Origin of the sequence: Pseudomonas sp. GD03903, assembly GCF_029840045.1 — a bacterium.
Taxonomy (GTDB): Bacteria; Pseudomonadota; Gammaproteobacteria; order Pseudomonadales; family Pseudomonadaceae; genus Pseudomonas; species Pseudomonas pseudonitroreducens.
Genome location: NZ_JAOCBT010000022.1, coordinates 40242 through 66986, shown reverse-complemented (window position 1 = coordinate 66986; position 26745 = coordinate 40242). Strand labels below are relative to the sequence as shown.

Annotated in this window: 16 protein-coding genes; 13 read left to right on the top strand and 3 right to left on the bottom strand. The window is 66.0% G+C overall.

Annotation, left to right across the window (positions count from 1 at the left end; translation table 11 throughout):
* Nucleotides 1-43 precede the first annotated feature (43 nt).
* From N5C91_RS26125 to N5C91_RS26095, 7 genes are all read left to right on the top strand, one after another.
* Complete coding sequence (locus tag N5C91_RS26125) at nucleotides 44-2092, top strand: methyl-accepting chemotaxis protein (protein ID WP_236172732.1); 2049 nt, start codon at nucleotides 44-46, stop codon at nucleotides 2090-2092.
* 62 nt (nucleotides 2093-2154) lie between these two features.
* On the top strand, nucleotides 2155-3018 hold the full coding sequence (locus N5C91_RS26120; RefSeq protein WP_236172794.1) for a protein-glutamate O-methyltransferase: 864 nt from the start codon (nucleotides 2155-2157) through the stop codon (nucleotides 3016-3018).
* 24 nt (nucleotides 3019-3042) lie between these two features.
* On the top strand, nucleotides 3043-11517 hold the full coding sequence (locus N5C91_RS26115) for an Hpt domain-containing protein (RefSeq protein ID WP_279833011.1): 8475 nt from the start codon (nucleotides 3043-3045) through the stop codon (nucleotides 11515-11517).
* Nucleotides 11510-12544 carry a chemotaxis protein CheB gene (locus N5C91_RS26110; protein ID WP_236172730.1) on the top strand — a complete coding sequence of 345 codons (1035 nt, stop codon included), beginning with the start codon at nucleotides 11510-11512 and terminating at the stop codon, nucleotides 12542-12544. Before N5C91_RS26115 ends, N5C91_RS26110 begins: the two co-directional genes overlap by 8 nt.
* An 11-nt stretch (nucleotides 12545-12555) precedes the next feature.
* Nucleotides 12556-13071, top strand: coding sequence for a chemotaxis protein CheW (locus N5C91_RS26105; protein WP_279833008.1), 516 nt, complete (start codon nucleotides 12556-12558; stop codon nucleotides 13069-13071).
* Nucleotides 13072-13078: 7 nt separating this feature from the next.
* Nucleotides 13079-13879: an AraC family transcriptional regulator gene (locus N5C91_RS26100; protein ID WP_279833006.1), complete on the top strand. Its 801-nt coding sequence runs from the start codon at nucleotides 13079-13081 to the stop codon at nucleotides 13877-13879.
* A gap of 74 nt (nucleotides 13880-13953) precedes the next feature.
* The gene (locus tag N5C91_RS26095) at nucleotides 13954-14565 is read left to right on the top strand and encodes a LysE family translocator (protein ID WP_279833004.1); all 612 of its coding nucleotides are present in this window, start codon (nucleotides 13954-13956) and stop codon (nucleotides 14563-14565) included.
* A gap of 275 nt (nucleotides 14566-14840) precedes the next feature.
* On the opposite strand, the gene N5C91_RS26090 is transcribed toward N5C91_RS26095, so the two are convergent.
* Both N5C91_RS26090 and N5C91_RS26085 read right to left on the bottom strand, forming a co-directional pair.
* The gene (locus N5C91_RS26090; RefSeq protein WP_279833002.1) at nucleotides 14841-15560 is read right to left on the bottom strand and encodes a 16S rRNA (uracil(1498)-N(3))-methyltransferase; all 720 of its coding nucleotides are present in this window, start codon (nucleotides 15558-15560) and stop codon (nucleotides 14841-14843) included.
* A gap of 78 nt (nucleotides 15561-15638) precedes the next feature.
* Nucleotides 15639-17042, bottom strand: a complete 1404-nt coding sequence (locus tag N5C91_RS26085) for an adenosylmethionine--8-amino-7-oxononanoate transaminase (protein ID WP_279833000.1) — start codon at nucleotides 17040-17042, stop codon at nucleotides 15639-15641.
* A 191-nt stretch (nucleotides 17043-17233) separates the two neighbouring features.
* Here N5C91_RS26085 and N5C91_RS26080 point away from each other — a divergent pair, with 191 nt between their 5' ends.
* The 3 genes from N5C91_RS26080 (at nucleotide 17234) to N5C91_RS26070 (ending at nucleotide 20056) form a co-directional block, all read left to right on the top strand.
* Nucleotides 17234-18721: a flavin monoamine oxidase family protein gene (locus N5C91_RS26080; protein ID WP_236201298.1), complete on the top strand. Its 1488-nt coding sequence runs from the start codon at nucleotides 17234-17236 to the stop codon at nucleotides 18719-18721.
* A 176-nt stretch (nucleotides 18722-18897) separates the two neighbouring features.
* Nucleotides 18898-19452, top strand: coding sequence for a cytochrome b (locus tag N5C91_RS26075; protein WP_236172724.1), 555 nt, complete (start codon nucleotides 18898-18900; stop codon nucleotides 19450-19452).
* 28 nt (nucleotides 19453-19480) lie between these two features.
* A complete protein-coding gene (locus tag N5C91_RS26070) occupies nucleotides 19481-20056 on the top strand; it encodes a YceI family protein (protein ID WP_236172723.1) in 576 nt (191 codons plus the stop codon).
* Between the two features lie 51 nt (nucleotides 20057-20107).
* Here N5C91_RS26070 and N5C91_RS26065 read toward each other — a convergent pair whose 3' ends face one another.
* Nucleotides 20108-20542 (bottom strand): MarR family transcriptional regulator, encoded by a 435-nt coding sequence (locus tag N5C91_RS26065; RefSeq protein WP_236201399.1) that lies wholly within the window; start codon nucleotides 20540-20542, stop codon nucleotides 20108-20110.
* A gap of 270 nt (nucleotides 20543-20812) precedes the next feature.
* Here N5C91_RS26065 and mexA point away from each other — a divergent pair, with 270 nt between their 5' ends.
* From mexA to N5C91_RS26050, 3 genes are read left to right on the top strand one after another with little or no spacing between them, the layout of a single operon-like run.
* The gene (mexA, locus tag N5C91_RS26060; RefSeq protein ID WP_236172722.1) at nucleotides 20813-21970 is read left to right on the top strand and encodes a multidrug efflux RND transporter periplasmic adaptor subunit MexA; all 1158 of its coding nucleotides are present in this window, start codon (nucleotides 20813-20815) and stop codon (nucleotides 21968-21970) included.
* A gap of 15 nt (nucleotides 21971-21985) precedes the next feature.
* Nucleotides 21986-25129, top strand: coding sequence for an efflux RND transporter permease subunit (locus N5C91_RS26055; RefSeq protein ID WP_279832998.1), 3144 nt, complete (start codon nucleotides 21986-21988; stop codon nucleotides 25127-25129).
* A gap of 1 nt (nucleotide 25130) precedes the next feature.
* Nucleotides 25131-26588, top strand: coding sequence for an AdeC/AdeK/OprM family multidrug efflux complex outer membrane factor (locus N5C91_RS26050; protein ID WP_279832996.1), 1458 nt, complete (start codon nucleotides 25131-25133; stop codon nucleotides 26586-26588).
* The last annotated feature ends 157 nt before the right edge of the window (nucleotides 26589-26745 follow it).

Genomic DNA, 26745 nt, shown 5'->3' with positions numbered 1-26745 from the left:
ACATGGAAACCGTAATCGTGGTGGGTCCAGGCGGGGGCCGAATATGAAAAATATAAAGGCAGGCAGTCTTTTTTCGGGTGCGCGTAGCAGCTCGCTGATCCTCGGACTCTTCGTGGTCCTGATCGTGGCGATCGTCTTGCTGTTCGCCAACTTCGCTTACCTCAACACCCAGTCGAACCACGACAAGCAGTACATCGGCCATGCCGGCGAGCTGCGGGTGCTGTCCCAGCGTATCGCCAAGAACGCCACGGAAGCCGCGGCGGGCAAGGGCGAAGCGTTCAAGCTGCTGAAAGAAGCGCGCAACGACTTCGAGAAGCGCTGGAACATCCTCTCCAAGGGTGACGAAAGCACCGGCCTGCCGCCGAGCCCGGATTCGGTACAACCGCAGATGGCGGAAGTACAGAAGGACTGGGACACCCTGCGCAAGAACGCCGACTCCATCCTCGCCAGCGAACAGACCGTACTGTCCCTGCACCAGGTAGCCGCGACGCTCGCCGAAACCATCCCGCAGCTGCAGGTGGAGTACGAAGAGGTCGTCGACATCCTGCTGGAGAACGGCGCCCCGGCCGACCAGGTGGCGGTAGCCCAGCGTCAGTCGCTGCTGGCCGAACGTATCCTCGGCTCGGTGAACAAGGTGCTCGCCGGTGACGAGAACTCCGTGCAGGCCGCCGACAGCTTCGGCCGTGACGCCAGCCTCTTCGGCCGCGTACTCAAGGGCATGAAGGAAGGCAACGCGGCGATGAGCATCTCCAAGGTGACCAACGCCGAAGCGGTGGACCGCCTCAACGAGATTGCCGAACTCTTCGAATTCGTTTCCGGCTCGGTGGACGAGATCCTCGAGACCTCCCCGGAACTGTTCCAGGTCCGTGAAGCCGCCAACACCATCTTCGGTGGCTCGCAGACCCTGCTGGACAAGGCTTCCAACCTCGCCGCCGGCTTCGAGAACCTGGCCGAAGGCCGTGTGTTCAACCAGGTTGCCAGCGCCGCGCTGGGTATCATTGCCCTGGGCGCGATCATCCTCATCGGCCTGGTGATGGTGCGTGAAACCAACCGCCGACTGGCCGAGACCGCCGAGAAAAACGAACGTAACCAGGCGGCGATTCTGCGACTGCTCGATGAAATCGCCGACCTCGCCGACGGTGACCTGACGGTGGCCGCGACCGTGACCGAGGACTTCACCGGTGCGATCGCGGACTCCATCAACTACTCCATCGACCAGCTCCGCGAGCTGGTGGAAACCATCAACCTGACCGCTGTGCAGGTGGCCGCCGCCGCCCAGGAAACCCAGGCCACCGCCATGCACCTGGCCGAGGCTTCCGAGCACCAGGCCCAGGAAATCGCCGGCGCCTCCGCGGCGATCAACGAAATGGCCGTGTCCATTGACCAGGTATCGGCGAACGCCTCCGAGTCCTCGGCGGTAGCGGAACGTTCCGTAGCCATCGCCAACAAGGGCAACGAAGTGGTGCACAACACCATCACCGGCATGGACAACATCCGTGAGCAGATCCAGGACACCTCGAAGCGGATCAAACGCCTCGGTGAATCGTCCCAGGAGATCGGTGACATCGTAAGCCTGATCAACGACATTGCCGACCAGACCAACATCCTCGCACTGAACGCCGCGATCCAGGCGTCCATGGCGGGCGACGCGGGCCGCGGCTTCGCCGTGGTAGCGGACGAAGTACAGCGACTGGCGGAACGCTCCTCGGCGGCGACCAAGCAGATCGAGGCGCTGGTAAAGACCATTCAGACCGACACCAACGAAGCGGTGATCTCGATGGAACAGACCACCTCCGAGGTGGTACGCGGTGCCCGCCTGGCGCAGGACGCCGGTGTGTCGCTGGAAGAGATCGAGAAGGTATCCAAGACCCTGGCAGCGTTGATCCAGAACATTTCCAACGCCGCCCGTCAGCAGGCCTCCTCCGCCGGCCACATTTCCAACACCATGAACGTGATCCAGGAGATCACCTCGCAGACCTCTGCCGGTACCACCGCTACCGCGCGCAGCATTGGCAACCTGGCCAAGATGGCCGGCGAGATGCGTCACTCCGTATCCGGCTTCAAACTGCCGGACACCGCCGAACAGGCCTGAGCAGAGGAGGTGCGCTGCTCTTCACCGGGTAGCGCATGACAGTCTTGAGCGAGGGGCGCGACATGCAGGCAACTGGCGTCTGGTCGTTGCAGCCGTTGGCCGACATGTCGGCCGCGGATTTCCGCGACTGGCAGGCACTGTTGGAAGACCGCACCGGCGTCGTCGTCAACGAGCAGCGCCGCGCCTTCCTGCAGACCAGCCTGGGCGCGCGGATGCGCGAACTGGGCATCGCCGACTACGGCACCTACTACCGCCAGGTCACCGATGGCCCGCGTGGCGCCGTCGAATGGTCGAATCTGCTGGACCGCCTCACCGTTCAGGAAACCCGTTTCTTTCGCCACAAGGCTTCATTCGACGTGCTGGAGGGCTTCCTCCGCCAGCGCCTCGAGCAGGTCGGCCCGAGCCGGCCGCTGGCCTTGTGGAGCGTCGGCTGTTCCAGCGGCGAGGAGCCATACTCCCTCGCCATGGTGGCCGCCAAGGTACTCGAAGACGCAGGTCTTGCGCCGCTGTTTGGCGTGACCGGCACCGATATCAGCCTCAATGCCCTGAACCGGGCGCGCGAGGCGAGCTACGCGGCACGCAAGCTTGCGGATATCGACCCGGAACTGGCCACGCGCTATTTCAGCGCGCAGGATGACGGTCGATACCGTGTGATACCCGATCTTGCCGAGCGCGTCTGTTGCGCCCGGCTGAATGTGCTGGAACTGGCCAAGGCGCCAATGTCCGGCATGGACGTGATTTTTTGTCAGAACCTGCTGATCTATTTCCGCCGCTGGCGGCGGCGGGACATCCTCAATCGCCTGGCCGAGCGGCTGGCGCCTGGGGGACTGCTGGTGATCGGAGTGGGGGAAGTGGCCGATTGGCACCACCCGCTGCTCGAACCGGTCGCCGATGAGCGCGTTCTGGCCTTTACCCGGAAGGGATGACACAGACACATGAGTGGAGTGGCTATGGGTGATCGGCACGATTATGTCGCCCTGGAATGGGTAAAAGGCGAGATTGCCGAAACGCTCAAGCAGGCGCGGCAAGCCCTCGAATCCTACGTCGAGAATCCCCAGGACCCGACGCGGATGGGCTTTTGCCTGGCCTATATCCACCAGGTGCGCGGCACCTTGCAGATGGTGGAATTCTACGGCGCGGCCCTGCTCGCCGAGGAAATGGAATACCTCGCCCAGGCGCTGATCGACGCTACGGTCTCCAGCCAGAGTGAAGCGCTGGAAGTGCTGATGCAGGCGATCCTGCAACTGCCGGCGTACCTCGAGCGCATCCAGAGCGCGCGTCGCGACCTGCCGCTGGTGGTGTTGCCGCTGCTCAACGACCTGCGCACCGCCCGTGGCGAGAAGCTGCTGTCGGAAACCAGCCTGTTCTCCCCCGACCTTTCCCAGTCCTCGCCGGTGCTGCCGGTGGACGCCCTGGCGCGCCTGCGCACCGCCGAACTGCCGGCGCTGCTGCGCAAGCTGCGGCAGATGCTGCAGGTCGCGCTGGTCGGCGTCATCCGCAACCAGGACCTGCCGACCAACCTGGGCTACCTGGCGCGCGTATTCGCCCGCCTCGAATCGCTGTGCAAGGACGCCCCGCTGGGCCGCCTGTGGGTGATCGCCTCGGCGATGATCGAAGGCCTGGCCAACGGCAGCATCGCCAACGGCACCTCGGTACGTAACCTGCTGCGTCAGGTCGACCGCGAATTCAAGCGCCTGGTCGACCAGGGCGCCGACGCCATGAACCAGCCGGCGCCGGATGAACTGATCAAGAACCTGCTGTTCTACGTGGCCAAGGCCTCCGACCAGTCGCCGCGCGTGCGTGCGGTGAAGGACGAGTACCGCCTCGACGACGCCCTGCCGGGTGCCGCCCTGGTGGACGAGGAACGTGCCCGCCTCGCCGGCCCTGACCGCGACGCCATGCGTTCGGTGGTCGGTGCGTTGTGCGAGGAGCTGGTGCGGGTCAAGGACAGCCTCGACCTGTTCGTGCGCAGCGACCGCAGCGGCGTCAGCGAACTGGGCGGCCTGCTGGCGCCGCTCAAGCAGATCGCCGACACCCTCGCTGTGCTGGGCTTCGGCCAGCCGCGCAAGGTCATTCTCGATCAGATCGAAGTGGTCAGTGCGCTCGCCCATGGCCAGCGTCAGCCCAACGACGCGACCCTGATGGATGTCGCTGGCGCGCTGCTCTACGTCGAAGCGACCCTGGCCGGCATGGTCGGCCCGAGCGAAGAGCCGGGCAACGAAGAAAACGTCCTGCCGACCACCGATGTCGAGCAGATCCACCAGGTAGTGATCAAGGAAGCGCGCAACGGCCTGGAACTGGCCAAGGACGCGATCATCGAGTTCATCGCCTCGCAGTGGAATCACGAACACCTGGCCCGCGTGCCGGAGTTGCTGACGCAAGTTCGCGGCGGCCTGGCGATGATCTCCCAGGAGCGTGCGGCAAAACTGCTGGAAAACTGCAATCGCTACATCCAGGAACAACTGCTGGTGCGCCAGGCCGTGCCGGACTGGCACAGCCTGGACACCCTGGCCGACGCCATTACCAGCGTCGAGTACTACCTCGAGCGCCTGTCGGAAGACCACAACACCCAGGGCGACATGATCCTCGACGTGGCCGAGGAGAGCCTGGACAGCCTGGGCTACTCGCTCAAGCCGCGTCCGTCGATCCTCGACGCCGAGCCGGAAGCTCACGCACCTGCGCCCCTGGACAATCCGCTCGACGAAATTGATGTACTGGCCGCGCAGCCGCTGGCCGAGCCGAGCGAAGCGGTGCCGGTGGACGAAGTCCCGGAACTGGCCGCGCCGGTGGAAATCGCCGACAGCTTCGAGCCCGCGAGCTTTGACGTCGCCCCGCTCGAGGTGCTGGCGTTCGAACAGCCTGCCGAGCTTGCCGCGACAGAAGGGCTGGCACCGGTGGACGAACCGGTCCTGGACCTTGCCGACCTCGATACGCCCCCACCGGTTGCGGACACTGGAGAGAGCTTCACCTTCGAATCGCTGGAGCCCGTGGTCGAACCTGCCGCCGGGGAGCAACCGACACTGCCGGCCGACTTCGACCTCCCGGCCGAGCTCGAAGCGCAGCCAGTTGGCGAAGCCGACGCGAGCTTCACCTTCGAACCCCTGGAGCTGGACACCGGCCTGACCGCCACCGAGACCGGTGCCGAACCGGGTGCCTGGACTCTCGACGAGGTCACGCCGCTGGCTGCCTCGGCTGAACTGCCCGGCGCGACCCTGGAGCCGGAAAGCCTCAGCTGGGATATCGAGCTGGAGCCGGCCGCACCGATCACCGACACCACCCTGGCCGATGACGGCTGGTCGCTGGACGACAGCCACAAGGCCGACAACATCGAATTCAGCCTCGAAACACTGGAAGAGGCGCCCGCGCAACCGCTGGCGGATGAGCTGAGCTGGAGCCTGGACGACGCGGCTCCGCTGGCCGAGGCACCGCGGTTCGACGAGCCGGTGCAGGCACAGCCCGCCGCTACCGAGCCATCCTGGGAGCCGCTGGACCTGTCCGCCACCTCGGGCGAATCCGCGGCAACGCCGGAACTGCTCGAGGATTTCGCCAGCCTGCCGACACTGGAGACCACTCCAGCCCCGGTAGACGAGCTGACCTGGGATATGGAGTCGCTCACCCCGGCCGGCGACAAGCCCGCCGAGGAAGACTGGTTCAGCATCGACCTGAGCCAGCCGACTGCCGTGTCGCCCGCACCCTCGCTGGAACTGGACGAAAGCTTCGCCAGCCTGGAAACGGTCGAGCCCGCGCCATTGGCGACCCTGGAATCCCTGGACGACCTGAGCCTGGACGCCCAGCCTGCCACCGATGAACCGGCCACCGCCGAAACCTCGCTGGTCAGCGATGACAACTGGACCCTGGGCGAACTGAGCGAGCCGACCGCGCTGGACGCAGGCGTCGACTTCAGCCTCGACGCACCACTTGAGCTGGAAGCGCTGGAACCGCTGGTCGAGCCCCAGGCGCCCGCCGTCCAGGCCGAAGCCTGGAGCGACGAGAACATCGCCGAGCTGGACCTGCCGGAAGTCGAGCTGCCCAGCCCGCCGGCCGAGCCCGAGCCGGGCGCCGAGACACCGGCCAAGCCGCTGTCCCTGGCCGAAGTCATGGCCGCCCCGGTATCGGCGATCAACCCGCCGGCCCAGGACGTACCACCCAGCCTGCTGCCGCCGCCCGCCGACGAAGAACCGATCGACGAAGAACTGCGCGAAGTGTTCATCGAAGAAGCCGGCGAAGTGCTGGAAACTATCGGTGAGCATCTGCCGACCTGGCTGGCCAACACCGACGACCGCGAGTCGCTGACCGAGATTCGCCGCGCCTTCCACACCCTCAAGGGCAGTGGCCGGATGGTTCGCGCGCTGGTGATCGGCGAGCTGGCCTGGTCCATCGAGAACCTGCTCAACCGCGTGCTCGATCGCAGCATTGCCGCCTCGCCTGCGGTACTGCAGGTGGTCCAGGACGTGGTCGCGCTGATGCCCGAGCTGGTCGAGGAATACGCCGCCAGCGCCCAGCGCCAGCGTGACGATGTCGACCGCCTGGCCGCCACTGCCCATGCCCTGGCCAAGGGCCAGCCGGTGCCGCCGCCCGATGGCGGGCTGCCGGAGTCCGCGGCGCAGGTCGAAGACATCACCCCCGAGCTGGCAGAGGTCGAGGAGATCGCTGCCCAGGCCGCCAATGAAGGCCTCGACGAAAGCCTCGATCCGCAGTTGCTGGAGATCTTCCGCAACGAAGCCGAAGCCCATCTGGAAACCCTGGTCGGCTTCCTCGCCGATTGCGCGCAGCAGCTGCCGCAGCCGGTGACCGACGACCTGCAGCGCGCCCTGCACACCCTCAAGGGCAGCGCGCACATGGCCGGCATCCTGCCGATTGCCGAAATCGCCACGCCGCTGGAGCGGCTGGTGAAGGAATTCAAGACCAACCTGCTGCAGGTCGACCTGCGCGAAGCCGAGTTGCTGCACGCGGCCGAAGGCCTGTTCCGCACCGGCCTCGACCAACTCGTCGAAGGTCGCCCGCTGGCGCCCATCGACGGCAGCACCGAGCTGCTCGCACGCATTGTGCAGGTCCACCAGGAGCGCCTGGAGGCCGCCGAAGCCAAGCGTCGCGGAGAAAGCGGCGAGGGCAGCGGCAGCGATCCACAATTGATCGGCATGTTCCTCGCCGAAGGCATGGACATCCTCCTCGATGCCGAGGACCTGCTGCGCCGCTGGCGCGAGCACCCGCAGGAGCGCCAGGAGCTGGGCGCCCTCTACGACGAGCTGGAAACCCTCAGCCGCGGCGCGCAGATGGCCGAGCTGCCACAGATGGCCGAGCTCGCCGACGCGCTGCTGGCAGTCTACGGCGCGGTGCGCCAGGGCCGCCTGGAAACCGGCGAGGCGTTCTTCTCTGCCGCTGAAACGGCCCACGAGGCGCTGATCGGCATGATGGACCAGGTGGCTGCCGCGCTGCAGGTCAGCGCCCACCCGGAACAGGTCGAGGCCTTGCATCGCCTGCTCGACGCGCCGGCGCCCGCTGCCCAGGGTGAGTTGTCGGAGGACGCGCAGGATGGTTCCGAGGTCGAGTTCGTCGACCTGGAAAACCTGACGGCCGAAGACTTCCCCGCCGAAGACGAAGAGTTCCTCCTCGACAGTCGCCCGGTGGACGACGACAACCTGCCCGACGGCCTGAGCTGGTCGCCACGCAATGACAACGACGGTGCCCCGCGCGGCGCCGCCGATGATGACGACGATGAGGTCATCACCGCCGAAACCCCGCACGCCCACCCCGCCGCGCCGCAACCGCCGCGTGCGCTGGACGAGGAAATGGTGGCGATCTTCCTCGAAGAAGCCGTCGATATCCTCGACAACGCCGGCCAGGCGCTGGACCAGTGGCTGGCCTCGCCCGAAGGCCTGGCTGCGCTCTCGACCCTGCAGCGCGACCTGCACACCCTCAAGGGTGGCGCGCGCATGGCGGAAATCCGCGAGATCGGCGATCTGTCCCACGAACTCGAATCACTCTACGAAGGCCTGCTGGACCATCGCTTCCAGCACAGCCAGCCGTTGGGCGACCTGCTGCGCACCTGCCACGACCGCCTGGCGACCCAGCTCGACCAGTTGCAGGCCAGCCAGGCGCTGACCGACCCGGCGGACCTGGTGCAGACCATCCGCACCTTCCGCCAGAACCCGGCTGCCGGCCTGAGCGCGCCGCAGGCACTGGCTGCGCAGGCGCAGCGGGAGCTGGATGCCGAAGACCTCGACAGCACGGCAGACGGCGTCGTCGAACAGCCGCAGACCAGCGCGGACGAGCTCGAACTGGAATTGCCCAGCGAGGCGGCGCCGCAAGCCGAAGTCGCCGCAGAACCTGAAGTCGCCGACCTTGAAAGCGGCGATCTCGACAGCCCCGACCTGGCTGCTGCTACCGAGCAAGACAGCGATCCCGAAGTGGCCGCGGAGGCGGAGCTGGAGGCTGCGGCACCCGCCGCCGACCTGCAGTCTTCCCTCGCCGAAATCGAAAGCGAAACCGAGGTTTCCGCTGCGCTGCCAGCGGAGCCGGATGCCATCGAGCCGGACGCACCCGCTGCTGAAGCCGCCGGTGTCCAGGACATCGACTTCGAGCTGGGCGAGGATCGCGACCAGGAACTGGTGGAAATCTTCCTCGAGGAAGGTTTCGACATCCTCGAAAGCTCCTCCGGTGCCCTGCATCGCTGGATGTCGAACCCCGACAACAGCGTCGAGCTGGAAGCGCTGCAACGCGACCTGCACACCCTCAAGGGCGGCGCGCGGATGGCCGAGATTCGCCCCATCGGCGACCTCGCCCACGAACTGGAATTCCTCTACGAGGGCCTCTGCGGCGGGCGCCTGCGCGCCAGCCCGACGCTCTTCGAGCTGCTGCAGCGTTGCCACGATCGTCTCGCCGAGATGCTCGAGGCGGTCCAACAGCATCGCCGGGTACCGGGAGGTGAATCGCTGATTGACGCGATCCACCGATTTCGTGCCAACCCCGAAGAACAACTGAGCATCCCCAGCAGCGTCAGCCTGCACGCGATCAGCCCCGCACACGCGGTGCCGGAAGGTCCGGAAGCCGACATCCTGGATATCTTCCTGGAAGAGGCCGACGACCTGCTCGAAGGCATGGAGCAGGCCCTCGGCCGCTGGGACGCCGAGCGCGAGAACGGCGCGCTGGACGAGCTGCTGCGTATCCTCCACACCCTCAAGGGCGGTGCGCGCCTGGCCGGCCAGACCAGCCTCGGCGACCTGGCCCACGACCTCGAACAGCATCTGGGCGAAGCCCAGCAGCAGGGCGCGCCCTGGCCGGAAAGCCTGCTGCTGGACGTGCAGTCCGGCTTCGAAGGGCTGCAGACCGAGGTCGACCAGTTGCGCCTGCACCTGGGCGAAGTCGAGAGCGCCGAAAGCCAGCTCGAGGAATCCAGCGACCAAGAACCGCTCGCCGAACCGCCAGCCCCGGCGAATCTGCCGGTGTTGCCGGAAGCCATCATGGCGGCGGCCGTGCCGCAGCGCCTCGATGCGCCGGTGGTGCTGCCCTTCGTCCGCCGCGCCCAGGAAGCCGCCCAGGAAGCCGCTGCGCGCCGTGCGCCGCAGGAACTGGTGAAGGTGCCCGCGCAACTGCTCGAAGGCCTGGTCAACCTCGCCGGTGAGACTTCCATCTTCCGTGGCCGGGTCGAGCAGCAGGTGAGCGACGTCGGTTCGACCCTGGGTGAGATGGACGCCACCATCGAGCGGGTTCGCGACCAGCTGCGCCGCCTGGATACCGAAACCCAGGCGCAGATCCTCTCGCGCCACCAGGCCGACGCCGAGCGCGCCGGCTACGAAGATTTCGACCCGCTGGAAATGGACCGCTATTCGCAGCTGCAGCAGCTCTCCCGCGCGCTGTTCGAGTCCGCTTCCGACTTGTTCGACCTCAAGGAAACCCTGGCCGCGAAGAACCGCGATGCCGAGACCCTGCTGCTGCAACAGGCACGGGTCAACACCGAGCTGCAGGAAGGCCTGATGCGCACCCGCATGGTGCCCTTCGACCGCCTGGTGCCGCGCCTGCGGCGGATCGTCCGGCAGGTGGCAAGCGAGTTGGGCAAGCAGGTCGAGTTCGTGGTCAGCAACGCCGAAGGCGAGATGGACCGTACCGTGCTCGAACGCATCGTCGCACCGCTGGAGCACATGCTGCGCAACGCGGTCGACCATGGCATCGAGTCCGGTGAGGCACGTCGCATCGCCGGCAAGCCGGAGCAGGGCACCATCCGCCTGACCCTGGGCCGCGAGGGTGGCGACATCCTCCTGACCCTGGCCGACGATGGCGCCGGCATCCGCCTGGAAGCGGTGCGCCGCAAGGCCATCGAGCGCGGCCTGATGACCGACGACAGCGAGCTGAACGACCACGAGGTGCTGCAGTTCATCCTCGAGGCGGGCTTCAGTACTGCCGAGAAGGTCACGCAGATTTCCGGCCGCGGCGTGGGCATGGACGTGGTGAACTCCGAGGTGAAACAGCTCGGCGGTTCCATGAGCATCCAGTCCGGCGTCGGCGAAGGCACCCGCTTCGACATCCGCCTGCCGTTCACCGTGTCGGTGAACCGCGCGCTGATGGTGCTCTCCGGCGAGGACCTCTACGCCCTGCCGCTGAACACCATCGAAGGTATCGTGCGGGTCTCCCCCTACGAGCTGGAAGCGCTCTACGAGCAGGCCGCCGCCGACGAATCCGGCGCTGCGCCGAGCTTCGAATACGCCGGCCAGAGCTACGAGCTGAAGTACCTGGGCGACCTGCTCAACAACGGCCAGCATCCCAAGCTGGTCGGCCAGTCGCTGCCGCTGCCGGTGATCCTGGTGCGCTCGGCGGACCACGCCGTGGCGGTGCAGGTGGACGCCCTGGCCGGCTCGCGCGAAATCGTGGTGAAGAGCCTCGGCGCGCAGTTCGCTGGCGTCAGCGGCATCTCCGGCGCAACCATCCTCGGTGACGGTCGCGTGGTGGTGATTCTCGACCTGCTGGCGACGATCCGTGTGCTCCACGCCCAGCTCATCCAGCATGCGCCGCGGCGCCAGCTGGCAGGCCCGAGCGTGGCGGAAATCGAGCACCAGCGCCCGACCCTGGTCATGGTGGTGGACGACTCGGTCACCGTGCGCAAGGTCACCAGCCGCCTGCTGGAGCGCAACGGCATGAACGTGCTCACCGCCAAGGACGGGGTGGACGCCATTGCCCAGTTGCAGGACCACAAGCCCGACATCATGCTGCTGGATATCGAGATGCCGCGCATGGACGGCTTCGAGGTGGCCACCCTGGTGCGCCACGATGAACAGCTGAAGGACCTGCCGATCATCATGATTACCTCCCGTACCGGCGAGAAGCACCGCGACCGTGCCCTGGCCATCGGCGTCAACCAGTACCTGGGCAAGCCGTACCAGGAATCCGAGCTGCTGGAGACTATCCACAAGCTGGTGAAGGCCCATGTCTGAGCAGACCACGCCGCGCATTGCGGTGATCGCCGACACCTCGCTGCAGCGCCACGTGCTGGCGCAGGCGCTGGCCGGCCACGGCTACCAGGTGGTACTCAACGCCGACCCGGCGCGCCTTGAGAGCGACCAGCTGGACGCCTGCGAAACCGACCTGTGGCTGGTCGACCTGGCGCAGCAGGAAGACTCGCCGCTGGTGGACAACCTGCTGGAGCAGTCGCGGGTACCCGTGCTGTTCGGCGAAGGTCATGCGCCGGAGCGGCATTCCGAACATTACCCGCGTTGGGAGCGCCGGCTGGTCTCCAAGCTGCGCAAGCTGGTGGGCGACCCCAGCGCCGGCGTGGGCCGCAGCCTGGCCGCGCTGCTCGATGAAGCGCAGCGCCCGACCCGCGTGGCACTGCCCGATGACCTCGCGGCGTCCCCGCTCAAGGCCGGCGAACCGGCTGCGCAGGTCTGGCTGCTGGCCGCCTCCCTCGGTGGCCCGGCGGCGGTGAAAACCTTCCTCGATGCGCTGCCCGGCGGCCTGCCGGTGGGCTTCCTGTATGCCCAGCACATCGATGCTTCGTTCGAGGCGAACCTGCCGCAAGCGGTCGGCCGCCACAGCCAGTGGCACGTCAACAGCGTGCGCGACGGCGATCCGGTGCGCTGCGGTGAAGTCGTGGTGGTGCCGATCGCCCGCGAGCTGGGTTTCGACGACGCGGCGCGGATGCACGTGCAGGACCGCGGCTGGCCGGAACCCTACAGCCCGTCCATCGACCAGATGATGCTCAACCTCGCCCAGCAATATGGCGAGCGTTGCGGTGTGATCGTGTTCAGCGGTATGTGCAGCGACGGCAGCGCCGCCGCGGCCTACGTACGCCGCCAGGGCGCGCCGATCTGGACTCAGCGCGCCGACAGTTGCGCCTGCTCGAGCATGCCCGACAGCCTGCGCGAAGGCGGCTACAGCACTCTTTCCGGCGACCCGCGCGAACTCGCGGCGGCGCTGGTCAATCATCTCGCCGAGCAATGCGTCGGCGTAGTCACGCAGTGAGATAAGGCCTGATGAGTGATCTCCCCGTCGCCAATGCCGGCGTTGCCAATCCCGCCGTGGCTGCTGGTGCCGCGGCCAACAGTGCCCCCAGCAGCCTGACCGGCCTGCTGGTACCGCTGGCCGACCGCAACCTGCTGCTGCCCAACGTGGCGGTGGCCGAGCTGATCACCTACCGCGCTCCGCATCCGGTGGACGGCCTGCCGTCCTGGTACCTGGGTCAGGTGGCCTGGCGCGACCTGCGCCTGCCGCTGCTGTCCTTCGAGGCGGCCTCCGACGGCCAGGCCGAGGTCAGCCCCGGCGCCCGGGTGATCGTGGTCAACGCCCTGGGAGGGCGGCCCAATGTGAAGTTCTTCGCGCTGCTGGTGCAGGGCATCCCGCGTTCGCTGAAGGTCGGCAGCGACCTCAAGCGTCTCGACGTGCCGCTGGCGCCGCTGGAGCTGGACGCCGTGGACCTGGGCGACGCCCAGGCGCGCATCCCCGACCTGGCCGCGCTGGAGCAGAAGCTGGCCGACTCCGGCCTCATTTAACCTTGCCATGAGCGGTGGCCTGCGCCTTGCCCAGCTGGGGGATCAACCTGGCTTCGAGGTCGCCGGCGCCACCCTGGGTGGCCACCGTTTCGAACGCCACAGCCACGACGAATTTGTCATCAGCGCCAACCTGCGCGGCGAGGAAAGCGTCTGGCTGGATGGCCGTACCTTTGACGCCGGCCCCGGTTGCGTCACCTGCTACAACCCCGGTCAGATCCAGGGCGGCGGCGTTGCCGAAGGACAGCCCTGGCAGTTCGCCAGCCTCTATGTCGCCCCCGACCAACTGGCCATGATGCTCGGCCTGCAGCGCCTGGAATTCGAGCGCGCCACTGATCGCTTGCCCGTTCTGAGCATGGCCATGGCCGACGCCGTCGAGCGCGTGCTCGGTGATGACCCCTTCGTTCGCCAGCGCGGCGAGGAGCGCCTGACACTGCTGCTCGCCGAGATCGCCCGTGCCATGGGCGTGCGTCTGCCGCGGGATGCTGTCGAGAGCGGTGGTCGGATGGCCGACCTGCAGGACTGGCTGGCCGCCGACCTGGCACGGCAACCCAGCCTCGATGAGATGGCGACCTACCTCGGCCTATCGCGTTTCCACCTGCTGCGCAGTTTCCAGAAACAGGTCGGCCTGAGCCCGCGGCAGTGGGCCATGCAACTGCGCACCCGCCGCGCCCAGGCGCTGCTGCGTGCCGGCCTGCCGGCCACCGAGGTGGCCCATGCGCTGGGTTTCGCCGACCAGAGCCACCTGAACCGGCACTTCCGCGCGGCCTATGGCGTGTCGCCGGGCAACTTCCAGCGCGCCCTGCGCTGAGCAATCCGGTTCAAGTACGGTCGTTGCTGGCCCGGCAGAATTGCCCCAACGCCATCCTGTTCGAGAATTGATCCATGACGCTGTTTTTCGCTGCGCTGCTGTTCGGCATCGTCTTCTGCCTGTCTCCCGGCGCCGTGCTCGCCGAAACCCTGCGCCGTGGCCTGAAGGGCGGCTTTCGCCCGGCGTTGCTGGTGCAGTTCGGCTCGCTGATCGGCGATGCCGTCTGGGCGCTGATCGGCCTGACCGGGCTGGCGCTGCTGTTCGGCCATGAAACCTTGCGCCTGCCGTTGACCCTGGCCAGCGCCGCGTACCTGGCCTGGCTGGGGGTGCAGAGCCTGCGCGACGCACGCGAGGTCGGCATGCTGGAAGAGGGCGATACCGGCGAGCACAACGCCGGGGCTTTCGCTTCCGGGGCGATGCTGTCGCTGTCGAACCCGAAGAACATCGTCTACTGGGGCGCGCTGGGCGGCGCCATGGCCGGATTGGTCGATGGCGTGCCGTCGTTGGCGGATTCGCTGGTGTTTTTCGCCGGCTTCATGACGGCCTCGGTGCTCTGCTGCTTCCTCTGCGCGGGACTGGTCGACTGGCTGCGGCGCAACGCTTCGCCGCGCTGGCACCGGGTCAGTCATGCGCTTTGCGGAGTGGTGTTGCTGGTGCTGGCGGGGTTGGCGTTGCGCGGGATCTGAATCGCTGGGTGGCTGGGCTGTTCGCGAGCAAGCTCGCTCCTGCAACTTGCCGGCCCGCTCGGTGTGCTCTTCGTAGGAGCGAGCTTGCTCGCGAACCCGCCTGGCACCGGAGTTGCCGGCCTGCCCTCACTCCGGCCCTGGCTGCGCGCCCCGCTCAGAGGGATCCGATTCTGCCGGCTGACGCTTGAGTTCATCTTGCTGAGGACGGTCCCCTCTCCCTTTGGAGCGGGGCGCGCAGCCAGGGTTAGGGTGAGGGGTTTTCCATCGCAGAGAATCTAGAAGTCGCCCCACAATTGCTGCGCCACACTCAGCGCCACCACCGGCGCTGTCTCGGTCCGCAGCACGCGCGGCCCCAGTCGCGCGGCATGGAATCCAGCCGACTTCGCCTGTTCCACTTCCGCATCGCTCAACCCACCTTCGGGGCCGATCAGGAAGGCCAGGCTCGCCGGCCGGTCATGGCTGGTCAGCGCCTCGGCCACCGGGTGCAGCACCAGCTTGAGCTGCGCTTCGCAGCTCTGCAGCCATTCGCCGAGGGTGACCGGTGCATTGAGCACCGGCAGTACCGAGCGGCCGCACTGCTCGCAGGCGCTGATCGCCACCTGGCGCCAGTGGGCCATGCGCTTGTCGGCGCGTTCGTCCTTCAGGCGTACTTCGCAGCGTTCGCTGACGATCGGGGTGATCTCGCTGGCGCCCAGTTCGGTAGCCTTCTGGATTGCCCAGTCCATGCGCTCGCCACGCGACAGGCCCTGGCCCAGGTGCACGCGCAGCGGCGATTCGGCCTGGCCGGCAAAGGCTTCGCGCAGCTCCACGCGGACGTTCTTCTTGCCCACTTCGATCAGCTCGCCCAGGTATTCCTGGCCCGAGCCGTCGAACAGCTGCACCGCGTCGCCCGCGCTGTGGCGCAGCACGCGGCCGATGTAGTGGGCCTGGGCTTCGGGCAGCTCGTGCTGGCCGAGGGAGAGCGGGGCGTCGATGAAGAAGCGGGAGAGGCGCATTTTTTGGGCTACAGGCGGCAGGCTACAGGTGGGCAAGTGTATCGCCTGCCGCCTGCAGCCTGAAGCCTGCCGCCGCTTTTAGCCTGGATCGCGATGCTCGGGGAAGCGTTCGCTGACCGCCACGCTGACACTCTCGCGGGTGGCGATGTCGATGCCTTCGCTGGCGACTTCGGCGAGGAAGTCGATCTGCTCGGGGGTGATGATGTACGGCGGCAGGAAGTACACCACGCTGCCCAGCGGGCGCAGCAGCGCGCCGCGTTCCAGGCCGTGCTGGAAGACCTTCAGGCCGCGGCGCTCCTGCCAGGGGTAGGCGGTTTTCGTCGCCTTGTCCTGAACCATCTCGATGGCGAGGATCATGCCGGTCTGGCGGATTTCCGAGACGTGGGGGTGGTCGGCCAGGTGCGCGGTGGCGCTGGCCATCTTCGCCGCCAGGGCCTTGTTGGCCTCGATGACGTTGTCCTGCTCGAAGATGTCCAGGGTCGCCAGGGCGGCGGCGCAGGCCAGCGGGTTGCCGGTGTAGGTGTGTGAGTGGAGGAAGGCGCGCAGGGTGGCGTAGTCGTCGTAGAAGGCCTGGTAGACCTTGTCGGTGGTGAGCACCGCGCTCATCGCCAGGTAGCCGCCGGTCAGGGCCTTGGACAGCACCAGGAAGTCCGGGGTGATGCCGGCCTGTTCGCAGGCGAACATGGTGCCGGTGCGGCCGAAGCCGACGGCGATCTCGTCGTGGATCAGGTGCACGCCGTAGCGGTCGCAGGCCTCGCGCAGCAGCTTGAGGTAGACCGGGTGGTACATGCGCATGCCGCCGGCGCCCTGCACCAGCGGTTCGACGATTACCGCCGCGACCTCATGGTGGTGCTGCTCCAGCGCCTGCTCCATGGCGGCGAACATCGTCCGCGAGTGCTCCTCCCAGCTCACGCCTTCGGGGCGCAGGTAGCAGTCGGGGGTCGGTACCTTGATGGTGTCCATCAGCAGCGACTTGTAGGTCTCGGTGAACAGCGCCACGTCGCCCACCGACATCGCCGCCACGGTCTCGCCGTGGTAGCTGTTGGTCAGGGTGATGAAGCGCTTCTTCTCCGGCTGGCCGAGGTTGTGCCAGTAGTGGTAGCTCATCTTCAGCGCCACTTCGATGCCGGCCGAGCCGCTGTCGGCGTAGAACACCCGGGAGAACCCGGCCGGCGCGAGGCGCAGCAGGCGCTCGGAGAGTTCGATCACCGGCTGGTGGCTGAAGCCGGCGAGGATCACGTGCTCCAGCTGATCGACCTGGTCCTTGATGCGCTGGTTGATGCGCGGGTTGGCGTGGCCGAAGACATTGACCCACCAGGAGCTGACCGCGTCCATGTAGCGCTTGCCTTCGAAGTCCTCCAGCCAGATGCCTTCGCCACGTCGAATCGGGATCACCGGCAGGCGCTCGTGGTCTTTCATCTGGGTGCAGGGGTGCCACAGCACCTCGAGATCACGCTGCATCCACTCGGCATTCAGGCCCATGGCCGGCTCCTTAAATTGATGGCTCTTCTGACGTTCGGCTCGCTCTGGTCGGCAAGCCTATGCAATGCACCTGAGATGAACAAGGACACGTCCTACGACACATGTTGTAGGCAGCCGACCAAGACAGCTATTCGGCTTTCGGGCGCTCACGTATGCTTCGCGCCTTTGCACCAATTCGGGGAAGTCTGGCGATGAAAATGGGATGGCTGCGCGCTGCCGCGCTGCTCGCTCTGGGCGTGTTCAGCGTTGTGGCGCTGGGCAAGGACAAACAACCGACCGCCATCGTGGTAGGCGCCGGACTCGCTGGGCTTTCCGCGGCCTATGAGCTGCAGCAGGCCGGCTGGCAGGTCACCGTGCTGGAAGCCAAGCCGCAGGTGGGTGGCCGTTCGGGCCTGGCCACCAGCGAATGGATCGGCAACAAGAAGGCCCAGCCGACTCTAAACGGCTACCTGGACACCCTGAAGGTGAATTCGGTACCGGCGCCGGAATTCGTGCGCACCCCGAGCTACCTGATCGACGGTCTCTACTACACCAGCGCCGACCTGAAGACCAAGATGCCGGCCGTCGCCGCGGACCTCGAACGCTTCGAGAAGTCCCTGAATGATCTGTCCGCCTCCATCGACGACCCGCTCAACCCGCTGGCGAACAAGACCCTGTTCGCCCTCGATCAGCTCACCGCCGCGCGTTGGCTGGACAAGCTGAACCTGTCGCCGACCGCGCGCCTGCTGGTCAACCAGCGTATCCGTTCGCACTACGACGAACCGTCGCGCCTGTCGCTGCTCTACCTCGCCCAGCAGGGCCGTGTGTACCGCGGCGTCGACGACCGTGACCTGCGCGCGGCGCGCCTGCCCGGCGGCAGCCAGGTGCTGGCCCAGGCCTTCGTCAAGCAGATCAAGACCATCAAGACCAACGCCAAGGTCACTGCGATCAGCCAGGACAAGGACGGCGTGACCGTCAAGGTCGGCCCCACCGGCTACACCGCCGACTACCTGGTGCTGGCTGTACCGCTGCGGGCGCTGGGCAGCATCACCCTGACCCCGAGCCTGAACGAGAAGCAGCTGGCGGCGCTCAAGGGCACCAACTACGGCTGGCGCGACCAGATCCTGATGAAGTTCAAGCGCCCGGTGTGGGACGACAAGTCGCGCCTGTCCGGCGAGATCTACAGCGACCAGGGCCTGGGCATGATCTGGGTCGAACCCGCGACCAAGGGCGGCGCCAACGTGCTGATCAACCTGTCCGGCGACAACGCCCGCGTGATGCAGGCCTTCGGTGACCGCCAGTTGTCGGAGCAGGTGCTGATCCGCATGAACAAGTACTACCCGAAGATGCGCGGCGCCTACGACGGTTATGAAATGCGCCGCTACAGCACCGACGTCGGTACCGGCGGCTCCTACCTGGCCTATGGTCCGGGCCAGATCAGCCGCTTCTGGCGCGTCTGGGAGACTCCGGTTGCGCGCGTCGCCTTTGCCGGCGAACACACCGATGCGCTCTACCCGGGCACCATCGAAGGCGCCTTGCGCAGTGGCAAGCGCGCCGCCAGCCAGGTCCGCGACCTGTATGCCGGCAAGACGCCGGTGCTCGAAGGTGCGGCGCTGGTTGCCGACAACAAGCCGGCGGCCAGCGACAAACCGGCCGAGAAAGGCGAGAAGAAGGGCATCATGTCCTGGCTGCCGTTCTGAGCCAACGCGCTCCATCCACAATGCCGGCGAAAGCCGGCATTGTCGTTTCTGGCTCTGGCACGGCCGTTTCAGGAGATGACCTATCTTGTCAGTCGATGTTTCAAAGCAGATTTTTCTGCTTTTCTTCGATGGATTAGCCGCTAGTCTTGAATTCCCGTTTTCAAGGATGTGTATCGATGCAATGGCGTAATTCCCCCGCACGCTACGGACTGGTCAGCCTGTTCCTGCACTGGGGCAGCGCGCTGGTGGTGTTCGGCCTGTTCGGTCTGGGCCTGTGGATGCGCGAGCTGGACTACTACGACACCTGGTACCACCGCGCTCCGGAAATCCACAAAAGCATCGGCATCCTGCTGGCCATCGCACTGATCGTGCGTGTGCTCTGGCGCTTCATCAGCCCGGCACCGCCGACGCCGGCCAACCATGGCCAGCTCACGCGCCTGGCCACCAAACTGGGTCACCTGGCGCTGTACGCCTTGCTGTTCGCCGTGATCATCGCCGGCTACCTGATCTCCACCGCCGAAGGCAAACCCATCAGCGTGTTCGGCTGGTTCGATGTGCCCGCCACCCTGAGCGGCATCACCGACCAGGCCGATATCGCCGGTGTGATCCATCTGTACCTGGCCTGGACCCTGGTCGTCCTGGCCGTGCTGCACGCCCTGGCGGCGTTCAAACACCATTTCTTCGATCGCGATGCGACCCTGGTGCGCATGCTCGGTCGTGCCGCGAAATAACACCTCACCTCAAAGGGAGATTGCTTCAATGCTGAAGAAGACGTTCGCCGCTCTGGCGCTGGGTACCGCCCTGTTCTCCGCTGGCCAGGCCATGGCCGCGGACTACAAGATCGACAAGGAAGGCCAGCACGCCTTCATCGAGTTCCGCATCAAGCACCTGGGTTACAGCTGGCTGTACGGCCGCTTCGACGACTTCGACGGTGCCTTCACCTTCGATGAGAAGAACCCGTCCGCCGACAAGGTCAAGGTGACCATCAACACCAACAGCGTGAACTCCAACCACGCCGAGCGTGACAAGCATCTGCGCAGTGCGGACTTCCTGAATGTCTCGAAGAACCCGACCGCGACCTTCGAATCCACCGCCGTGAAGGCCGATGGCAAGAATGCCGAGATCACCGGCAACCTGACCCTGAATGGCGTGACCAAGCCGGTCACCATCAAGGCTGAACTGGTTGGCCAGGGCGATGATCCGTGGGGCGGCTACCGTGCCGGCTTCCTCGGCACCACCACCCTCAAGCTGAAAGACTTCAACATCCAGCGCGACCTCGGCCCGGCTTCCCAGGAAGTCGAGCTGACCCTGTCGGTTGAAGGGGTGCGTCAGTAAGACGCAGGACTGCGAAAACGCCGGCGAATGCCGGCGTTTTCGTTTGTGGCCTTAGTCTCCCCGGCCCTGCAGGCACTGCCGCAGAAGTTGGGTGAGAGTGCGCTGCTCTTCATCGTCCAGCGGCGCGAACAGATTGTCATGGGTTCGTGCGAGGATGGCCTGGGTGCGTTCGTCGATACGGCTCCCGGCCTCGGTGAGGAACAGCTGGAAGCTGCGCTGGTCGTCCGGGTTGCGTTCACGGCGAACCAGGCCGAGCGTCTCCATTTCACGGATCTTGCGGGTTACCAGGGCCTTGTCGCGGCACATCTTGCGACCCAGGCTCTGCAGGCTCTGGCCCGCGTCGGCGCCGATCAGTTCGAGCAGGCGGATGTCCGGTGGCGTGAGGTCGATGCCCTCGGCGTACAGTTCGTCCTGGAGGCTCTCGCGCAAGTGGTCGAGGACCTTCATCAGGGTCTGTGGCAGGTCGGGATTCACGTTGTGGGTCATCGGCTCGGTCACGGTAAACCTTGTGTAAATCAGGTTGATCGGCTCAACCATTTTTTCGTATTTTAGTTGATGTTATCAACTTTGTTCGTCGCCGCGACTGCCTTGCGGGAAACCTACTGTGATGTCGGCCAATGGCTAAAACGTTTCAGTAGTTTTCCCTCAGGGCTTTCGGACGTTTACAAACAGAGCTGAATGTAAGTATTTTTGCCAGCTTTTCCGGACCGGCAAGCCCACAGCCAAACCGGATGCTTTGCTCACGAGGACAACGATATGCAACGAAAGCCAGCCATGCGCGCCCTGGTCCCGGCCCTGCTCGTCGCCATGGCCACTCTTGCCGGCTGCGATAAAGCACAGGCCCCGCAGGAGAAGCAGATCCCCGAGGTCGGTGTGGTGACCCTGCAGCCGCAGGAGGTGACCCTGAGCACCGAACTGCCGGGCCGCACCACCGCGTATCGCATCGCCGAAGTTCGCCCGCAGGTGAACGGCATCATCCTCAAGCGCCTGTTCAAGGAAGGCAGCGACGTCAAGGAGGGCCAGCAGCTGTACCAGATCGACCCGGCCACCTATGAAGCGACCCTGCAGAGTGCCCAGGCCAACCTGGTCTCCACCCAGCAGCAGGCCGAGCGTTACAAGGAGCTGGTCAAGGACGAGGCGGTGAGCAAGCAGCAATACGCCGACGCCCAGGCCGCCTACCTGCAGGCCAAGGCCACCGTCGACAACGCGAAGATCAACGTGCGCTACACCAAGGTGTATTCGCCGATCTCCGGCCGCATTGGTCGCTCCAGCGTCACCGAAGGCGCCCTGGTGCAGAACGGCCAGGCCACCGCGCTGGCGACCGTGCAGCAGCTCGACCCGATCTACGTCGACGTTACCCAGTCCTCCACTGCGCTGATCCGCCTGCGCCGCGAGCTGGCCGCCGGGCAGCTGGAGAAGGCCGGCGACAACGCCGCCAAGGTCAAGCTGTACCTGGAAGACGGCTCCGAGTACCCAATCGAGGGCAAGCTGGAGTTCTCCGAGGTCTCGGTTGACCAGGGCACCGGTTCGGTGACCGTACGCGCCATCTTCCCCAACCCGAACAAGGAGCTGCTGCCGGGCATGTTCGTCCATGCGCAGCTGGAAGAGGGCATCAAGAAGCAGGCCATCCTCGCACCGCAGCAGGGCGTCACCCGTGACTTCCGTGGCATGGCCACCGCGCTGGTGCTCAACAGCGAAGACAAGGTCGAGCTGCGTACCCTCAAGACCGAGCGCACCGTGGGCGCCTACTGGCTGGTCAGCGATGGCCTGAAGCCCGGTGACCGCGTGATCACCGAAGGCCTGCAGTACGTTCAACCGGGCGCCCAGGCCAAGGCCGTACCCGCGAAGAACGTGGCGCCCGCCGCTGGTGCCGCCGACAAGCCCGCCGCCGCCGAGCCGGCCAAGCAGGGTTAATCAAGGGGATTCGTAATGTCGAAGTTTTTCATTGACCGGCCCATTTTCGCCTGGGTAATTGCCCTGGTGATCATGCTGGCGGGCGGTCTGTCGATCCTCAAGTTGCCGGTGAACCAGTACCCGGCCATTGCGCCGCCGGCCATCGCCATCCAGGTCTCCTACCCGGGCGCCTCCGCCGAGACGGTGCAGGACACCGTAGTACAGGTCATCGAGCAGCAGATGAACGGTCTCGACCATCTGCGCTACATCTCCTCGGAGTCCAACTCCGACGGCAGCATGACCATCACCGTGACCTTCGACCAGGGCACCAGCCCGGACATCGCCCAGGTCCAGGTGCAGAACAAGCTGCAACTGGCCACGCCGCTCCTGCCGCAGGAAGTACAGCAGCAAGGTATCCGCGTGACCAAGGCGGTGAAGAACTTCCTGATGGTGGTCGGCGTCGTCTCCAACGACGGCAGCATGACCAAGGAAGACCTGTCGAACTACATCGTCTCCAACATCCAGGACCCGCTGTCGCGGACCGCCGGTGTCGGTGACTTCCAGGTGTTTGGTTCGCAGTACGCCATGCGTATCTGGCTGGACCCGGCGAAGCTCAACAGCTTCCAGATGACGCCGGGCGACGTGAAGACGGCGATCCAGGCGCAGAACGTGCAGATCTCCTCCGGCCAGTTGGGCGGCCTGCCCGCGGTCAAGGGGCAGCAGCTCAACGCCACGATCATCGGCAAGACCCGCCTGCAAAGCGCCGAGCAGTTCAAGGAAATCCTCCTCAAGGTCAACGCCGACGGCTCCCAGGTGCGCCTGAAGGACGTCGCCGATGTGGCCCTGGGCGGCCAGGACTACAGCATCAACGCCCAGTTCAACGGCAAGCCGGCCTCCGGTATCGCGATCAAGCTGGCTACCGGCGCCAACGCGCTGGACACCGCCAAGTCGATCCGCGCCACCCTGGCCACGCTGGAGCCGTTCTTCCCGCAGGGCATGGATATCGTCTACCCGTACGACACCACTCCGGTAGTTTCGGCCTCCATCCACGAGGTCGTGAAGACCCTGGGTGAGGCGATCCTGCTGGTATTCCTGGTGATGTACCTGTTCCTGCAGAACTTCCGCGCCACGCTGATCCCGACGATCGCCGTGCCGGTCGTACTGCTGGGTACCTTCGGCGTACTGGCTGCCTTCGGCTTCTCGATCAACACCCTGACCATGTTCGGCATGGTGCTGGCGATCGGTCTATTGGTGGACGATGCCATCGTCGTGGTGGAAAACGTCGAGCGGGTGATGGCCGAGGAAGGCCTGTCACCCAGGGAAGCGGCGCGCAAGTCCATGGGCCAGATCCAGGGCGCGCTGGTGGGTATCGCCATGGTGCTGTCGGCGGTGTTCCTGCCGATGGCGTTCTTCGGCGGCTCCACCGGGGTGATCTACCGGCAGTTCTCCATCACCATCGTCTCGGCCATGGCCCTGTCGGTGATCGTGGCGCTGATCCTCACCCCGGCGCTCTGCGCCACCATGCTCAAGCCCATCGAGAAGGGCGACCACGGCGAGCACAAGCGCGGCTTCTTCGGCTGGTTCAACCGCAAGTTCCTCGCTACCACCCAGGGCTACGAGCGTGGTGTCACCTCGATCCTCAAGCATCGCGTGCCCTACCTGCTGATGTACGTGCTGATCCTCGGGGGCATGGTCTATCTGTTTACCCGCATTCCCACCGCGTTCCTTCCCGACGAGGACCAGGGCGTGCTGTTCGCCCAGGTGCAGACCCCGGCAGGTTCCTCCGCCGAGCGCACCCAGGTGGTGGTGGACTCGATGCGCGAGTACCTGCTGGACAAGGAAAGCAGCTCGGTGGCCTCGGTGTTCACCGTGACCGGCTTCAACTTTGCCGGCCGTGGCCAGAGCTCGGGCATGGCGTTCATCATGCTCAAGCCCTGGGAAGAGCGACCGGGCGCGGAGAACAGCGTGTTCGCGCTGGCCCAGCGCGCGCAGCAGCACTTCTTCAGCTTCAAGGACGCGATGGTGTTCGCTTTCGCCCCGCCGGCGGTACTCGAGCTGGGTAACGCCGTGGGCTTCGACATCTTCCTCCAGGACCAGGCTGGCGTCGGCCACGAAGTGCTGATGCAGGCGCGCAACCAGTTCCTCGGCATGGCCTCGCAGAACCCGGCGCTGCAACGTGTGCGCCCCAACGGCCTGAACGACGAGCCGCAGTACAAACTGCTGATCGACGACGAGAAGGCCAGTGCGCTGGGCGTGTCCCTGGCGGACATCAACACCACTGTCTCGATTGCCTGGGGCTCGAACTACGTCAACGACTTCATCGACCGTGGTCGGGTGAAGAAGGTCTACCTGCAAGGTCGCCCGAACTCGCGGATGAGCCCGGAAGACCTGGACAAGTGGTATGTGCGCAACAGCACCGGGGAAATGGTGCCGTTCAGTGCCTTCGCCACCGGTGAATGGAGCTACGGTTCGCCCAAGCTGGCGCGTTACAACGGCGTGCCGGCCATGGAGGTCCTCGGTGAACCGGCCCCGGGCCGCTCCACCGGTGAGGCCATGGCGGCGGTCGAGGATATCGTCAAGCAACTGCCCAAGGGTGTCGGCTACGCCTGGACTGGCCTGTCCTACGAGGAACGGCTGTCCGGCTCGCAGGCTCCTGCGCTCTATGCGCTGTCGCTGATCGTGGTGTTCCTCTGCCTGGCAGCGCTGTACGAAAGCTGGTCGATTCCGTTCTCGGTGATGCTGGTGGTGCCGTTGGGCGTCATCGGTGCGTTGCTGGCGACCTCCATGCGCGGCCTGTCCAACGACGTGTTCTTCCAGGTGGGCCTGCTGACGACCATTGGCCTGTCGGCGAAGAACGCGATCCTCATCGTGGAATTCGCCAAGGAACTGCACGAGCGCGAGGGCAAGCCCATCGTCGAGGCGGCGATCGAGGCGTGCCGTATGCGTCTGCGCCCGATCGTGATGACCTCCCTGGCCTTCGTCCTCGGCGTACTGCCGCTGGCGATCTCCACCGGTGCGGGCTCGGGCAGCCAGCACGCGATCGGTACCGGCGTGATCGGCGGCATGATCACCGCGACCATCCTCGCGATCTTCTGGGTACCGCTGTTCTATGTGGTGGTCAGTACCCTGTTCAAGGACAAGCAGTCCAAGGAACAGGAAGCCACCGAGAAGGGGCATTGATATGAGAAAGTCCTTACTGTCCCTTGCGATAGCCGCCGGTGTGTTGTCCGGCTGCTCGCTGATCCCCGACTACGAGCGCCCCGAGGCGCCCGTGGCCGCGGCTTACCCGCAGGGCAATGCCTACGATGCGGCGCAACCGGCCAACGCCGGCGCCGACATCGGCTGGCGCGAGTTCTTCAAGGACCCGCAACTGCAGCGACTGGTCGAAGTGTCGCTGGAAAACAACCGCGATCTGCGCGTCGCCGCGCTGAACATCGAAGCCTACCGGGCGCAGTACCGCATCCAGCGGGCCGACCTGTTCCCGGCGGTGGATGCCAGCTTCGACGGCTCGCGGCAGCGCCTGCCGGCGGACCTGTCGCAGACCGGCAGCTCGATGATCAGCAGTCAGTACGGCGCGACCGTTGGCGTAACCGCCTGGGAAGTCGACCTGTTCGGCCGCCTGCGCGCCCTGAGTGATCAGGCACTTGAGCAATACTTCGCGACCGAAGAGGCCCGCCGCAGCACTCAGACCAGCCTGGTGGCCAACGTTGCCAACGCCTACCTGACGCTGCGCGCCGACCAGGCGCAGCTGGAGCTGACTCGCAATACTCTGGGTACCTACCAGAAGAGCTACGACCTGACCCGCCGCAGTTATGAGGTGGGTGTCGCTTCGGCCCTGGATTTGCGCCAGTCGCAGACCCAGGTGGAAAGCGCGCGTGCGACGCTGGCGCAGTACACCCGCCTGGTTGCGCAGGACCAGAACGCCCTGGTGCTCCTGCTGGGCTCCGGCCTGCCGGGCGACATGCCCAAGGGGCGCGAGCTGTCCGACGAACTGCTGGCCACCGTGCCGGCCGGCCTGCCCTCCGACCTGCTGCAACGCCGCCCGGATATCCTCCAGGCGGAGCACCAGCTCAAGGCGGCCAACGCCAACATCGGCGCGGCGCGGGCGGCGTTCTTCCCGAACGTCAGCCTGACCGCTAACGCCGGCACCCTCAGCCCGGACCTCGGCGGCCTGTTCGACGGCGGTTCCGGCACCTGGCTGTTCAAGCCCTCGATCAGCCTGCCGATCTTCAACGCCGGCAGCCTGCGGGCGAGCCTGGACCTGGCCAAGGTGCAGAAGGACATCAACATCGCGCAGTACGAGAAAGCCATCCAGACGGCGTTCTCCGAGGTGGCTGATGGTCTTGCCGCCCGTGGCACCTTCAACGAGCAACTGCAGGCGCAGCGCGCGCTGGTGGACGCCAGCAGCGAGTACTACCGCCTGGCCGACAAGCGCTACCGCACCGGTGTGGACAACTACCTTACCCTGCTCGACGCGCAGCGTTCGCTGTTCAGTGCCCAGCAACAGCTGATCACCGACCGGCTCAACCAACTGACCAGCGAGGTCAACCTGTACAAGGCCCTCGGCGGCGGTTGGCAGGCCACGGCAGCCCAGGCCAAGCCGATCTCCAACGAGGCGCCGGAAGGCCGGTTGTTCTGATCGGAAACAACAAACGCCGCCCTTCGGGGCGGCGTTCTTGTTTGCGCGGGCAATTGGCTCGGGGGCTGGCCGATCGCGGACGAAGTCCGCTCCTACGTCACCGGTGAGCACGTCGCTTGGTCCGGGAGCAGGCCCCCTTGCGATCACGCCTGGGGGG